This window comes from Streptomyces sp. NPDC096136, from assembly GCF_044763325.1.
Taxonomy (GTDB): domain Bacteria; phylum Actinomycetota; class Actinomycetes; order Streptomycetales; family Streptomycetaceae; genus Streptomyces.
On the sequence record NZ_JBIWFZ010000022.1, the window covers coordinates 78,723 to 92,482 of the forward strand.

The 13,760-nt window shown below is 72.2% G+C and carries 10 protein-coding genes and 2 pseudogenes; 6 read left to right on the plus strand and 6 right to left on the minus strand.

Translation table 11 applies throughout. From position 1 onward, the window contains the following. Positions 1-267 precede the first annotated feature (267 nt). The 3 genes from ACIRBY_RS32165 (at position 268) to ACIRBY_RS32175 (ending at position 3,674) form a co-directional block, all read left to right on the plus strand. Positions 268-513, plus strand: a complete 246-nt coding sequence (locus tag ACIRBY_RS32165; protein WP_403907347.1) for a hypothetical protein — start codon at positions 268-270, stop codon at positions 511-513. A gap of 556 nt (positions 514-1,069) precedes the next feature. Continuing rightward, positions 1,070-1,471: a hypothetical protein gene (locus ACIRBY_RS32170; protein WP_403907349.1), complete on the plus strand. Its 402-nt coding sequence runs from the start codon at positions 1,070-1,072 to the stop codon at positions 1,469-1,471. 46 nt (positions 1,472-1,517) lie between these two features. Beyond that, positions 1,518-3,674: a trehalose-6-phosphate synthase gene (locus ACIRBY_RS32175; RefSeq protein ID WP_403907351.1), complete on the plus strand. Its 2,157-nt coding sequence runs from the start codon at positions 1,518-1,520 to the stop codon at positions 3,672-3,674. A 202-nt stretch (positions 3,675-3,876) separates the two neighbouring features. Here the strand turns inward: ACIRBY_RS32175 and ACIRBY_RS32180 are convergent, their stop codons facing one another. The 3 genes from ACIRBY_RS32180 to ACIRBY_RS32190 form a co-directional block, all read right to left on the minus strand. Continuing rightward, the gene (locus ACIRBY_RS32180) at positions 3,877-4,032 is read right to left on the minus strand and encodes a hypothetical protein (protein WP_403907353.1); all 156 of its coding nucleotides are present in this window, start codon (positions 4,030-4,032) and stop codon (positions 3,877-3,879) included. Between the two features lie 520 nt (positions 4,033-4,552). Beyond that, entirely contained in the window at positions 4,553-4,891 is a 339-nt protein-coding gene (locus ACIRBY_RS32185; RefSeq protein WP_403907355.1) for a hypothetical protein, read from the minus strand. Positions 4,892-4,987: 96 nt separating this feature from the next. Then, a complete protein-coding gene (locus ACIRBY_RS32190; protein WP_403907357.1) occupies positions 4,988-5,809 on the minus strand; it encodes a Scr1 family TA system antitoxin-like transcriptional regulator in 822 nt (273 codons plus the stop codon). Positions 5,810-5,985: 176 nt separating this feature from the next. Between ACIRBY_RS32190 and ACIRBY_RS32195 the strand changes: the two genes are divergently transcribed. Next, entirely contained in the window at positions 5,986-6,252 is a 267-nt protein-coding gene (locus ACIRBY_RS32195; RefSeq protein ID WP_403907468.1) for a DUF6193 family natural product biosynthesis protein, read from the plus strand. A gap of 77 nt (positions 6,253-6,329) precedes the next feature. Here ACIRBY_RS32195 and ACIRBY_RS32200 read toward each other — a convergent pair whose 3' ends face one another. Next, the gene (locus ACIRBY_RS32200; protein WP_403907359.1) at positions 6,330-8,402 is read right to left on the minus strand and encodes a transglycosylase domain-containing protein; all 2,073 of its coding nucleotides are present in this window, start codon (positions 8,400-8,402) and stop codon (positions 6,330-6,332) included. A gap of 1,361 nt (positions 8,403-9,763) precedes the next feature. Between ACIRBY_RS32200 and ACIRBY_RS32205 the strand changes: the two are divergent. After that, a pseudogene (locus ACIRBY_RS32205) lies at positions 9,764-10,517 on the plus strand (FAD binding domain-containing protein). Positions 10,518-11,318: 801 nt separating this feature from the next. Here ACIRBY_RS32205 and ACIRBY_RS32210 read toward each other — a convergent pair. Together ACIRBY_RS32210 and ACIRBY_RS32215 are read right to left on the minus strand one after the other, a co-directional pair. Continuing rightward, positions 11,319-11,477: pseudogene (locus ACIRBY_RS32210) on the minus strand (transposase family protein); the annotation flags it as partial. 90 nt (positions 11,478-11,567) lie between these two features. Further along, the gene (locus tag ACIRBY_RS32215) at positions 11,568-12,194 is read right to left on the minus strand and encodes a TetR/AcrR family transcriptional regulator (protein ID WP_403907361.1); all 627 of its coding nucleotides are present in this window, start codon (positions 12,192-12,194) and stop codon (positions 11,568-11,570) included. Positions 12,195-12,346: 152 nt separating this feature from the next. Between ACIRBY_RS32215 and ACIRBY_RS32220 the strand changes: the two genes are divergently transcribed. After that, complete coding sequence (locus ACIRBY_RS32220) at positions 12,347-13,750, plus strand: purine-cytosine permease family protein (RefSeq protein WP_403907362.1); 1,404 nt, start codon at positions 12,347-12,349, stop codon at positions 13,748-13,750. The last annotated feature ends 10 nt before the right edge of the window (positions 13,751-13,760 follow it).

Consider the following 13,760-nt stretch of genomic DNA (forward strand, 5'->3'; position numbering starts at 1 on the left):
CGCCCCGCGCGGCCCCGGCAGGGATAGCGTGGCGGGTCCGATCGCGCTGTGGGGGTGGGATGGGCGCACGGAGTCTGCGCGGGCCGATTCGGGCGAGGCACGCGCACATCATCGAGACCACGGTGACCGGTACGAAGTGGGAATCGCGGATGATCACCTATCCGATCCCGGTGGACCGGCCGTCCCGGGGGCCGTCCGCGTGGCCTCGTATGCGACAGCTGCAAGAAGGAGGTCCCGTACCGGATCCGGGGTACCGTCCCCACCCGCGTGTGGCGGGCGCTGTGGGTGCTGCTGTGCCTGGCCGGCCTGGCCGCCATCTACTTCTGCGTGTTCCGTGTGGACGAGACGATGGAGGCACTCGGCGGATCGGGCACTGTGCTCATGCTCGACTTCGCCACCGCCGCCGCCGGGCTCTACGCCGTCATGTGGGGATCCAGCAGGTGGTGGCGGGAGGACGGGGTCAAGATCACGAAGTCCGGGACCAAGGACTACGTCCACGAGGTCCACCGCTGAGACGCGGCCGGGCACCGGGGCAGGGGAAGCCGAGGGCCGGAAAACGGGTGGCAGGACCCGCCGGCCGGTCGAGCCCGGCCACCACCGGGCGGGCGTCCGCCCGTCAGCGGTTCGTCCCCGATCGGCGCCCGTACCCGGACCTCACCGGTCGCCGGCGTCCCACACCGGGCCCGATCCCCCCGTGGGTTGGACGCAGGGGCCCTCACCATCGACACGAGGCTTGATGACCGGCTCCTCCGCGGACGGGACCGGCTGAGGCGGCCTGAGCAGCCGTGCCCGGGGATGCGCAGGGCCCTGCGGGTGCGTGAGCGAGGGTGCGCGGCGTCCTTCCACGGGCCGGGCGACGAGCTGACGGCCTGAGCGGGGTCCCGCTGTCGCGGTGCCCCTGCTGAACGGCTTGCCGATCCGGCCCCGCATCGTCCTGCGCTGCCGGGTCCGGGTTCGGGCCCGGGCCCGAACCTCGGCGAGGTCACTCCAATGGCAGAGCCCGCGAAGCCCGCGGGACGGGTGGGGGTGATGGTGGAGAGGTCGCCCGTTCACGGAAAGGGGTACCGCCGTGTCGTCGAGGACCGATCGCAGTGAGCCCTGCCCCGGCTACACCCACGTCCACGTCACCCTGACGCAGGACCCGCCGCCCCTCGGACACACGGGGCGCGAGCACGCCGACGGTGACGTCTCCTTCACCTTCAGCATTCCGCACGGTCCACCGACCGTCCCACTGCTCCCGCCGGAGGACCGCGCCCCCACCCGGTTCGCCGACGAGCTGCTCGGCTGCGCCGCCGACATCCCCCGCGAGACCCTCGACCGCCTGCTGGCGAGCCACGACGCGCACGCGGCGAGGCTCGGCCGGGCCGTGCGGGCGGTCCAGACCGCCCTCGGAACCGAGCGCGGAGCCCCCGCCCCGGCATCGTTCGGTGTCACCGCGCTGGACCCGGTCACTCACGACCCGGCGTGGTGAAGGTTCCCCCCACTCCTCCGTCTCGGGGACGTAGGAAGGAACAGCCATGGGCAGCACGGCCACGGCCCAGCCGCACGAAGGCCCGCCTCGGCTCGCCGCCCCCGGTGAGAGGGTGTTGGTCACCGACCTCGACGGCACCCTCCTGGCCGGCGACGAGGACAGCCGCCGCCGACTGAAGCAGGCACTGGACCGGCATCCGGACATCACCGTGGTCTACGCGACGGGCCGCAGCCTCGCCTCGGTGCGCACCGTGCTCGCCGAAGAACCCCTCGCCCCGTGGCCGCGCTGGATCATCGCCGATGTGGGGGCGAGCGTCATCGACGCCGCGGACATGTCCCATTCCCAGCCGTTGGAGGGACCCCTGCGCACCGGGTGGCCGGGACGCCGGCGCGTTCGCCGGGCCCTGAGCCGCTTCCCGCAGCTCGTCCCCCAGGAGGCCGTGGCACAGCAGGGCCGCTGCTCGTACTACCTCGACCCCGAGCACCTGACGGACGAGATCACGACGGCGGCGGAGGGGCTGGGCTGCTCCTGGACGTACTCCGCGGACCGGTACTTCGACGTGCTTCCGCCCCGCGCGGGCAAGGGTCCGGCCCTGCGAGGGCTCATGCGGAGCCTCGGCTGGGCGCCCGCCCACCTGCTCGTGGCCGGCGATTCGCTCAACGACCTGTCGCTGTTCCGGCTGGGCGCGCACGGCGTCGTCGTCGGCAACGCGGAACCCGCGCTGGTCGCGGGGGTGGCCGCCGACCCACTGGTGCACCGGCCGCCACTCGTCGGCGCCGCCGCCGTACTCCACGCGCTGGAACGGCTCGACTGGGTGCGGTCCCCCAAGCGGGTGGTGGTCGGGTACCACCGGGCGCCGTGGCAGCGGTACGGGGGGCGCTGGCGGCAGCCGTCGAGCCCGAACGGGATCCTGCCCACCCTGGTGTCCGTGCTGGGGCCCGGTGCCGGAGGCGGAGGGCGGTTGGACGCCGTATGGGCCGCCGCCACGACCGAGGACGCCGCCACCGCGTCCACCGTCCCGCCCGGGCTGCCGCTCGCCCTGCTCCCCCTGCCGTCCGGGCAATGGGCCCGGTACTTCCACCGGGCCTGCAAGGAGACGCTGTGGCCCGCCCTGACCGCCCAGCCGCACCTCATCCGCCACGACCCGGCCGACTGGGCGGAATACGAGGCCGTGAACGCCGCGTTCGCGCGGCACATCAGCGCCCACGCCGCCCACCGGGCGACGGTGTGGCTCCACGACTACAACCTGTGGCTGGTTCCCGGGCTGCTCAAGGACCACCGGCCCGATCTGGCCGTCGGCCTGTTCCACCACACCCCCTTCCCCGACCCGCGGACCTTCCGGAGCCTGCCCGTCGCGGGGCAGCTCCTGTCCTCCCTCGCCCGGCTGGACTGGGCAGGCTTCCACACCGCCGCGTTCGCCGAGAACTTCCGAGGCGTGCTGTCCGGCGCCCCCCGCACGCCCCGCATCGGTGTGCACCCCCTGGGCATTGACCGCCCCGCCGTCGCGGCCCTCGCCCGCTCGCGGCCCGCCAGCACGGCAGGCGGGCCGCAGACCACGGTCATCCTGTCGGTCGAGCGCCTGGACTACGCGAAAGCCCCCGTACACAAGATCCACGCCCTGGCCGAGCTCCTGGACGGGCGGCCGGACCTGCGCGGCCGGCTCCGCTACCGGCTCGTCTGCCCGCCGCCCGAGCCGGGCATCCGCGCGTACGACTCGACCCGTGCAGAGCTCGAACGGGCCATAGACGAACTCAACGGGCGCCTGCGCAGCGGTGGTTGGGAGCCGGTCGAGTACATACCCCGCACGCTTCCCTTCGAAGAGGTCGTCGACCACTACCTGGCGGCCGACGTCTTCTGGGTGGCCTCCCTGGCCGATGGCATGAACCTCACGGCCCTGGAGTACCTCACCGCCCAGGACGCCACCGGCGGCCCGGGCGTGCTGATCCTCTCGCGCCACGCCGGCGCCGCCGACTACGTCAAGGGCCACGCCCTCCTCACCGATCCGCGTTCCCGCCACGACCTCGTGGAGAAACTGGCCACCGCCCTCGCGATGACGCCGGAGCAACGGCGGGCCCACACCGCCCGCCTCGCCGGGCTCTTGACCATCCCGGATCCCGCCGAGTGGGCGCGGGGCATCATCGACGCCATCGGAGAGGCGGCCGCAGTCGGCGAAGTGTCTGGCCGCGGGGCCGACCGGTCGTGACGGCAGGCCCCTCCCGGGCCTCGTGCGCCCATCGGGGGAAGTGCACTATGAGGCCTCCTATCGCGCAGGTGATCACCCGGTCGGCCTGAGCCGTGCCTGTGGACAGGGGCGGCAGCGCGGCGAAGGGCCCTGTGAGTGGTTCGCTTCCTGTCCGTCCCGGCCGGCGTCCGTGCTCCCGGGCCGCCGCCTCCCCGTCCGCGCCCTACGGCCGCCCGGCGTGGACGCCGAACCGGGTCAGGTGGAGTTCGTGGGGCGCGTGAAGGCGGGAGTGGGAGTCGAGGACACAACGCAGCAGCGTCGGCCCCGAGCGGACCGCGGACAGCAGGAACACGGGCGAGGGCACAAGGCGATCGGGCACGAAGAGGCGTCTCGGAGGGCGGCGGAGAGGAGGAGGATCGCGGGGCCGGCCGGACATCCGGACCGCCAATCACCGGAAGGCCCGCCCGGGATCAGCCGCGTTCGCGCTCTCGCGCCCCGGTTCCGGGCCGCCTCGGCCGGGGCCGTCAGGCCGCTGACGGCGAGGGCCAGTGCCACGCGTGACCCGGCAACGGAGGCCACCCGGCGAGGGGGAGCCGGGCGAGGAGGATGGCGGGGCGGAGTGGGCCAACGAGGTCTCTGTCGTGTGAAGGGGGGCGGACGCCTGTGGGTGACGCTCGCGTGGCCGGCCTTGCCGCGCGGCGCCGTGGAAGGGATCCGGCCTCAGAGGTGTTGGCGCTCTGAGGCCGGATGGGAGTGCATGCGCGCCCGCTCCCGGTCATCACTGCCCTCGGGCATCCGAACGCATCAACGAGCCGTGTGAGTCGGGGTGTTGATTCCCCGTGCGGGGGCACGGGGAGCGGGGTGGATGCCGTGAGGGACCGGGGGCCGGGCGGGGGAGGTCAGTGGCTGAAGACGACGGAGCGGAGCTTGAGTCGGGGGCCGAGGATCTTCAGCGGATTCATGACGTAGAAGGTGTCGCCCTGGCACCCGAAGTCGAGGAACACGGTGGCGGTGGCGTTGGTGAGGTTCTTCGGGGCCTGTGCGGGGTCCGCATCCGTCGCGCCGGGGATGTCGATGCAGTCCTCGCCCGCGGGGTCCACGAGGGCACCGATGCGCGCATGGCCATTCTCGAAGTACGTGTACTCGAAGGTGCCGACGGCGGCCGAGGCGGAGTTGGGCAGGGTGAGGACGAGGGTGAGCGCGCCGACGGCGGCGGCGAGGGAGTTGCGCAGACGCATGGGGGATCCCGTGGGGTGGGTGGGGGATGGGTCGCCCCCACCCTGTCCGATCCCGGCCCCTGGGTTATGCCTCCGGCGGTGACGAATCGTTCCGCCTCACCCGGACAGGTCAGCGGGCGGGGGCCAACCGGATGAACCCGGCCCAGGCGCGATCTCGCGTGTGCCCATCCCCGCTGCCGCCCTTGCCGGTTCCCCAACCCACGTGAGACCTCCCGAGCTCGGCGCGCCGGCCTGCTCGGCGTCATCGGGAATGCCGTGGAAGGCGACGATGCGTCCCATCAGGGCCCGCGCGTAGGCCGCCGTCTGCACGAGGCCGGGAATCACACCCGGCTCGTAGACGCGGAAACGTGTGGTCCGGTCGTAGAGTGGCGCGCGCCTCTTGAACCGGGGTGAGGCCGTTCTCGTTGAGGCGCCGCCACTCCACGTCCATCTCGGCGATGCCGCTCGCGGTGGTGAACAGGTCCCGGTAGAGCGCGGGATCCCCGGCCCCCATTGTTGAGTGCCGTAGGGCGGGCCGACAGACCGCCGGGATGTGCGAGCGAGTTCCGGCCCTGCCGTCCGGGATACCGCGAATCCATGCGTCGTCCGCAGGGCGCGTGGCTCGATCTGGCCGACGAAGCCGTGGGCGGGGATCTCGTCCGCACAGAAGACGAGGGTCTTCTCCGGCGGGTCGAGAGAGACCGACCACATCGCGGACCTTGTCTGGCCGACACTGATGTTACGGCGGCCGAGGGCGAAGTTCGGGGCGCCCGGGAGCGGCTGGTGGTGGCACGAGCGGCGAGTGCGGAGGCGGCGGCCGGCGCGCGGAAGGTCGGAAGAGCGGCGACGAAGGCGAAGGCGCGCACCCGCACACCCAGGCAGGCATGGTCCAGGGCGATATTCGAAGCCTGCGGAATTGCCGCCCTCCGAGGGCGGCATCGAGACACTGCTCCTTCAGCCGTTACGGTGCCGGGGGCGCTTCAGAGGGGCAGGGAATGAGCGCAGAGGGTGAATCCCGCGAGTCGCTCGAGGCCGAGTGGGACCTTCGGGCGCATGCCTCAGCGCCGTGGGACGACCGGTCCCGAGGCTCCACTGCAACATGGGTGCCCCCGATCATGGGATCCCTTGTCGACGCGGCTCGGAACAGCGAACTCGGCCAGTTTTATCCCTTCACCAGCCACGCAAGGCTGTGCTTCAGCACTGCTCGGCGGCATTGGATGGGCGAGGGCGACGCTCTCCCCGTGAGTATCGCCCTTCTCCCTGGGGGCAGCTACTCGGTGGCGTACAAGCACGACCCGAACAAGGTTCTGCTCGAAACGGCCAGCGCTGATGAAGCCGTGGCGACGGCTGTGGCGGCACTCCAGGAGTACCTCCAGGCATAGGGGGGATCCGTCGGGGGCGCGATCACGTCAGTCGCGCCCCCGGCCGGTGCCGGCGGGCCTCCCGTGCCGCGGGACCGTTACGGGTGGCCCTGCGGGACCGGCGACGGGGGCTGCGACGTCGGTGCCGTCGCCTCGTTGTAGGCCTTCCAGATCAGTGGCGGGAAGGCGCTGCCCCGGTCGGAGTCGGGGCCTCCCACGCCCTGCATGGGCAGCAGCTGCGGGACGTCCGGCTTGGTGCGGAACATCGTGACCGAGGTGCTCAGTTCCTGCGTCGCGCCGATGAACCAGGCGGAGTTCATGCGGTCGTTCGGACCGGTCCTGCCCGCCCAGGACGGAAGTTGGTTCCGCTGCCCCTGGGGCGGACCGACCGCGCTCCAGCTCACCTGGCGCAGCGCCGCGCCGACCGTCGCGGCCGCCTCCGAGCTCATCGCCCGGCGCGGTTTGGGCCGGTCCAGGCCGTCCACTGCGGCGCCGCTCCGCTCGACTTTGGTCACCGAGTAGGGCTCGGTGGCCCGGCCCTGGTTGACGAAGGTCGTGTAGGCGCTGGCAAGCCGGACGGCGCTGGGGGTGGAGGTGCCGATGGAGAAGGTCGGCTCCAGCTTGGCCATGCTCTCCTCGCGCAGTCCCGACGCGACCGCGAGGTCCTTGACCTTCTTCAGCCCGATCTTCTTGCCGCTCTCCACGAAGGGCGTGTGGTCGGAGTTCACCAGAGCCCCGTGGAGGCTCACCGAGGCCGGCGTCGGGCCGGACGGTGCGGGCCCGCTCGGCGTGGGCTGCGGGGGCTCCAGGGCCGCGGCCTCGGCGGAACGTTCCTTCCCTTCGAGCTCGTTCTCCATGGCGGCGGCGTACACGAAGGGCTTGAAGGCCGAGGCAGCAGGCACCCCCGAGGTGTCCGCGTTGTTGGTGAAGTGCTCGATGGCGTCGGAGCCGCCGTAGACCGCGACGACCGCCCCGTCCTTGGGGCGTATCGAGGCGGCGCCGACCTGCACGAACTGGTCCTCCGCGCGCTTTTGCGGGTCCAGCCGTTCCGTGCTCACCTGCTCGACGGCCTTGGTCAGCGCGAGCACCTTGTCCTTCTCGAAGGTGGTGTGGACGGCGTAGCCGCCGCCGGCCAGCTCCTTGCCCGTGATCCCGGTGCGGCTCTTGAGGTACTTGTTGGCGATGTCGACGAGGTAACCGATCTGTCCGGCCTGGCTGGTCGGTTTGACGGGGGGCTTCGGCTCGGGGAACCGGGTGTACGTGGCGCGTTCCTCGGCGCTCATCGACCCCGTGGCCACCTGGCGGTCCAGGATCCAGCTCCAGCGGTCCTCGGCCCGTTGGCGGTTCTCGGCGCTGAGGGACGGGTCGAAGCTCTCCGCGCCTTTGAGGACCGCGGCCAGCAGGGCGCCCTGCCCGGGGTTCAGTTCCCTGGCGGGGATGCCGTAGTACGCGTACGCGGCCGCCTGGACGCCGTACGCGCCGCGGCCGAACCAGGAAGTGTTGAGGTACCCCTCGAGGATCTCCGACTTGGGCCGCTGGTTGCTGACCTTCAGGGAGAGGAAGAGCTCCTTGATCTTCCGCTCGGCGGTCTGGTCCTGGCTCAGGTAGGTGTTCTTCACGTACTGCTGGGTGAGCGTCGAACCGCCTTGGGTCTCCTCGCCCTTGAAGATGTTGACGGCGGCGCGGCCGATGCCCGTCAGCGAGACGCCCGAGTCGGTGTAGAAGTCCGCGTTCTCCGCCGCGATGACCGCCCGCTGGACGGATTCGGGCACCTCGGAGAGTTTCACGTCCTGCCGGTTCACATCGCCGACGCTCACCATCCGGCTGCCGTCCGCCCAGTAGTAGACGGTGCCCTGCCGGCGCGCGGAGTCATGCGCGTCCGGGATCTCGACCTGCATGTAGACGGCGGTGAAGAGGCCGGCCAGGGAGGCGGCGCAGAGCAGGAACAAGCCGGAGGTCAGCTTCCACGAGGGTGTCCAGCGCCGCCAGCCCCGTCTGCCGCGCCTGGGGAAGTCGATGAGGCGGCGGCGCACCTTGCGGGCGGCTCTCCTGCGGCTCTTCGCCCGGCCCGCGGGGCGACGTGCGCGCCTGCGGCCTTCCGTCTGCCCGGGGCTTGCGGTGTCATCCGTACGACCGGCGCGGGCCGCGCGGTGTTTGCGGGGCAGCCTCATGAGGGTGCGGACCTCCTCGATCGCGAGCCGCCACCTCGGGGGCGGTGCCGGACTCGGCCGAGAAGATGATCAAACCCGTTCCACGGTTGGGCCGTTCATGAAATCTTCATACATGGGACTGGACTCGGGACGCCCTGACCGTCAACTCCGTCGGTCCGGTGCCGGTGGGGTGAAGCGGACCCCCGGTGAGCCCTTCGGAGAAGTCCCGAAGCCGGGAGGCCGCGTCCCTGCCGTGACTGGACACCGCGCGGCGCTGCCGCCCGCCGCGGACCGCCGCTGGGTGCTGCTGCGCCTGACGGACCGCCTGGGTGGCACGCTTGATCTCGGCGCGTTCGGCGTTGGTGAGTGCCCCGATGCTCCCGATGACGCGCTGGATCAAGCGGTGGATGCAGGGCGATCCCCGAGTCCGGCGGAGCGGCCCCGGAGAGGGTCCGGATTCGGGCGGGAGCCGGCATCCGGTGATGATGGCGGCCAGAACGTTTGGTGTCGCCTTGGGCGGCGAGGGCGTGGCGTCCGGCGTTGTGCCGGGCCGCGTCCACGCCCGGGTGCACGATGTGCCCCTGCTGCCGGCAGGCGCCACAGACCCACACGATGCCTACCGCCGGGACCATCCGCCGCCGCAGCTCCTGCGTGGTCGGCGCGCTGCTGTCCGCTGTCGTCGTCATACCTGGCCCAACGAGGAGGAACGGGCGGACGGTACGCCGCCGTCCGGCCTCATCCGCCGGGCTGCGCCCGGTCGCGAGGGTCGGGTTGGGGCGCGATGGACCGTGCGGACCGGCGAGCACGCCTCGGGGATGGCGCTGCGGCCGGCGGTGGAGCCGATGCTGGCACTGGCGCTGCCGAGGCGCTCCCGGGACCGGCCGCGCTGCGCGTGGGGGTGGCCCGTGAGCAGAACTTCGACGGGCACCGCGCGTTCCTGTTCACCCCGGCCCGCCCGGGCAGGCCGGTGCTGCTCCAGGCCCGCGGGGTTCCCTCGTGCAGGACCGGTGGCCGGACCTGATGGCGGCCGTCGACAGCAGGCCTCTTGGTTCTGGCCCGGCGGGCGAGCACGCGTCGCTTGGCCGCGACCTCCCGCAGCACACGAGCCGGGTCGCGCAGCGCCAGGCGCAAGGCGATCGTGGGACGGAAGCCGGGAGTCCTCCAGATCGGCGGGTCGGGCTTCGCTGGTGAGACGGCGTCCTGCGACCACGGACGGTCCCGCGCGCGGTGTGTATGAGCCGGAGCACGAAGGGGCGCATCGCCTGAAGGCATGAGCTCTGTACGCGCCCGCATCCCTACGGCGAAAATGCGCCTGCCGACGGTTCTTTTGGCCGGAACGCCACTACCTTGCCGTCTAGTCACCGGAAAGCAGGTTGACTGCAGTGCTGCTGCGTTTACCCACGTCCGTGTCCGAAGCACAGGAGTGCATGGCCGAGGGAGCGGTGCCGATAGGCGGCGCCACCCTGGTATGGGCGACCTGGCAGCGGGACGGTTTCCCCAACCGGGCCATGTCCCTGCGCGACCTCCCGGAGGCCAACGGGATCGGGCCCGAAACCCTGGGCTCGGCCGTGCTGCTGAGCGGGGTGGACGACCGGGTGCCCGAGGTACTGAGAAAGGCCGCTGCCGGCGTGGGAACCGGAGCCGTGCGCCGGACGGCCACGGTCGGCGGCAACCTCGTCGGCAGCACCCTGCGCTGCCTGCTGCCTGCTGCCTGCGGCACTCGTCCTGGACGCCCACGCCGTGATCCTCGAACCGGAGGGCGTCCACCTCACCGACCTCGCTGAAGTCCTGGCCAAACGTCATCTGCTGCTGAGCCTGGTCTGGCGCGCCCCGATCGCCAGCCGCTACCTCAAGGTGGCGGGCGAGGCGGGCGGGCCGCCGCCCCTCGTCGTGGCAGGTGCCCTGCACCGCGAGGAGGACGGAGGCAGGCTGCTGCGCGTGGCCGTCCGTGAGGACGGCGAGTTCCTCGATGAGGACGTCCGCTGCCACGCGACGGCTGAAGAGGATCTCCGTGGCCTGCGGAGCGGCCGCTTGGGCCGACTTTCGGATGTGGCCTGGGAAGCGGTCCGCCGACAGGTCGCGGACCTGCTGGCGCCTCCCGCCGGCGGTCGCGCGGCCGACGTCGGCGGCATCTGAGCGGAGAGTCCTGGCCGGTGCCGGCTGGGATGACGGCCGCACCCCCCCATGACGGGCCGAGGGTCGTCAAGCGCGCGGCTGTGGCTGCGGCGATGAAGAGGTGGGCCGGCTCCGGCGAGAGCCGCCGTCCTCGCCCACCGGCAGCAGCCCGGACCGGGACTTCTCTCCATGGAGGGGACAGGAGGTTCATCGTGAGGAGACCCGGGTTTCGGCCCCCCCGGGCGGTGTCAAGTTCCGAAGTCCCGGGACGTGACCTCGCCGAGGTGGTTGCGGCCTACTGGAGCTGAGGCGAGGGGCGCCACGTGGGCGCCCCTTCGCGACCAGCGGGAGAGAGCGCCATGGCTCGCAGGATCCGGAAGAACTCCGTCGGTCTGGGTGTCGCGGCCATCGTGGCGGCGGCGGTCACGGGAGGCGTCGTTCTCCCCGCCACGACGGCGATGGCGGCTCCGACGAGCGAGGTGACCAGCGCGTCGTTCGAGGTGGAACCGTTTACCCCCTCCGCAGCAGGAGCATGACGGGCCGGACAAGGCCCCGCCGAACCCATACGAGGATCCCCCGGTGTCGACCTGGGGGACGGGGACCACCCCGGTGGAGTCTGATCAGCCGCAGGAGGGGACCCCGCCGAGCGAGGAGCCGCAGGCTCCCCCGTTGGTGACCTGGGGCACGGGACCTCTCCGGCGGAGTCGGACACGCCGCAGGAGGAGCCGGAGAGCCCCCCGGCGCAGTTGATGAGCCGCTGGACTTGCCGGAGACTGCGCCCGGCCCCGGCTGGGCCCGTTCCGGTGGCCCGGTGGCCCGGTGGCCCGGGGCGCGGGTGATCGTGGAGCGGTCGACGCCGAACCAGCAGGCCGGCACGTCGTGAGTGACACCGTGGCGGAGATGGACAAGCGTGGCCAGGAGCCGGTCGATGAAGACCAGCCGGTGCTTTGTGCCGGCCCCGACAGCCCGCCTCCGTGGCCTGATGATCACTGCACGAGACCCGTACCCCACCACACGACGATGACCAGGGATCGCGATCCGGCGTCGCACCCCCAGCCATGCGCGAACTCGTCAGGCGGATGCCTCGGGGACCCGCGGCAGGGGCGGGACCAGCAGTGCCGCCGCCGACCGGGCCCGCTCGAGCGCCCGGCCGCGGTCCGCGCCGCGCTGGCCGAGGACGACCCGGGTGCTCAGTCCGTCCAGCAGGGCCAGTAGCTCCGAGGCCCGGGCCGACACGTCCACGGGTGCGAACCGGCCCTGGTCCACCCCCTTGGCGAGGAGCGCCTCCAGGTCCCGCTGCCAGCCCTCGTCGATCTCCTCCTGGGCGGCCTTGAGCGGTTCGTTGGAGGCCGTGCGGGCCCACAGCTCGATCCAGAGCGTCCAGCGCGGGTCGCGCGGCCCCTCGGGGAGGTACAGCTCCAGGAAGAGGTCCAGCTTGCGGGGGGCCGTCAGGCGGCGGCCCAGCAGCGCTCGGCGCTCCCCGGCGAGCTGGTCCTCGCTCCAGCGCAGGGCCTCCAGCAGGAGGCGGTCCTTACTGCCGAAGTAGTACAGGATGTGGCCGCCGCTGGTGCCGAGCCGCTCCGCCAGCGCGGACATCGTGAGCGTCGCGAGGCCGTCCTCGGCGATCGCCGCCATGGCCTCTTCGAGCATCCGCTCCTGGGCGATCCGCCCGTCGCGCCGCCGTGCCGCTCCCGCCACCGTCCCCGCCTTCCCGATCTTCCTTGGCCAGACCTTATCCCGGACAGGGTCTTGACGTGGCCGTATCCCGCCCCGCATCTTGAATGCCATTCAAGAACCTAGAACGTCGTTCAAGGTTCGTGGTCGACATCAGCCAGAGTCAGGGGTCCGTCATGGGGCAGCAGGACACACGGGAGAGAACCGACGTCGACGAGGTGTTCCGGGTCGAGACCCACGGCATCGACCCGATTCCCGACGCCGAACGCCACGGCGGCGCCATGGACCTCTTCTGGCTCTGGTTCGGCTCCAACCTCACCTTCACCTACGTGATCAACGGCGCCCTCGCCGTCGCCTTCGGGCTCACCTTCTGGCAGGCCACCGCCGTGGTCGTGCTCAGCGCCCTGTCCTTCTTCGCGATCAGCGCCGCAGGACTCAGCGGCATCCGCACCGGCACCGCCACCCTCGTCATCTCCCGCGCCGCCTTCGGCGTCCGCGGCAACTTCCCCGCCGGGGTCCTGAACTGGGTGGTGAGCATCGGCTACACCATCGTCAACACCGTCGTCGGCACCCTGGCGCTGGAACTGCTCCTCGCCCAGACCGGCCTCGCCGGCGGGAAGGCGGCCCGCGCCCTCGCGCTCGCCGTCACCCTCGTGCTCACCTTCGCCGTCACCCTGTGGGGACACGCCACCGTGCAGTTCGCCGAACGCTGGGCGGCGTACGTGCTGGCCGCCGGTTTCGGCGCGCTGCTCGTCTTCGTCCTGCCCGGCGCCGACACCTCCGCCGCCCCGGCCGCCGCGCCCGGACTCTCCGGCTGGAGCCTGGCCTTCGTGGTGATGCTCGCCGGGCCGTTCTCGTACCTGCCGATGCCCGCCGACTACACCCGCTACCTGCCCCGCACCACCTCCCTGAAGTCGATCACCTGGACCGGGGCCCTCGGCGGCATCGTCTCCTCCGTGGCCCTCGGCGTCGCCGGGGTGGCCGCCGCGACCCAGACCGACATGACCGACGCCGTCGCCGGGGCCGAGGGCCTGCTGCCCGGCTGGTTCCGGCCGCTGTTCCTGTTCCTGGTCCTCGGCGGCTCCGTCACCAACTCGATCATCACCCTCTACTCCTCCGGCCTGAACCTCCAGGTCCTCGGCATCCCGTGGAGCCGCGCCCGCGCCCTCGGCGTCAGCGGCGCGGTCACCGCCGCGGGCTCGCTCGCCGCGCTCTTCCTCACCGACTTCACCACCTCGCTGCTCTCCTTCCTCTCCCTCCTGATCATCGTGTTCGCCCCCTGGGGCGGGGTCTTCCTCGCCGACATGCTGATGCGCCGCTGCCACTACGACGCCGAAGCACTGCACGCCGGGCGGGACGGCGCCTACTGGTACCGCTCCGGCTACCACCCCGCCGGGATGGCCGCCCTCCTCGCCGGTCTCGTCTTCGCGGCCCTGACCTGCGACTCCGAGCTGTGGACCGGACCGCTCGTGGCCCCGCTCGGCGGAGCCGACCTGACCCTGTTCGGCTCGGTGGTATCCGGGCTCGTCTACTGGGCCCTCGCCCGCCGCAGCCTCCCCGCGTACGCCCCCGCGGCCTGACCCCCCACCC

Excerpts from the sequence above, each read along its gene's own strand:
- ACIRBY_RS32175 (WP_403907351.1), top strand. The coding sequence starts at position 1,518 with ATGGGCAGCACGGCCACGGCCCAGCCGCACGAAGGCCCGCCTCGGCTC.
- ACIRBY_RS32185 (WP_403907355.1), bottom strand. The coding sequence starts at position 4,891 with ATGCGTCTGCGCAACTCCCTCGCCGCCGCCGTCGGCGCGCTCACCCTC.
- ACIRBY_RS32190 (WP_403907357.1), bottom strand. The coding sequence starts at position 5,809 with ATGCCGCCCTCGGAGGGCGGCAATTCCGCAGGCTTCGAATATCGCCCT.
- ACIRBY_RS32195 (WP_403907468.1), top strand. The coding sequence starts at position 5,986 with ATGGGATCCCTTGTCGACGCGGCTCGGAACAGCGAACTCGGCCAGTTT.
- ACIRBY_RS32200 (WP_403907359.1), bottom strand. The coding sequence starts at position 8,402 with ATGAGGCTGCCCCGCAAACACCGCGCGGCCCGCGCCGGTCGTACGGAT.
- ACIRBY_RS32220 (WP_403907362.1), top strand. The coding sequence starts at position 12,347 with ATGGGGCAGCAGGACACACGGGAGAGAACCGACGTCGACGAGGTGTTC.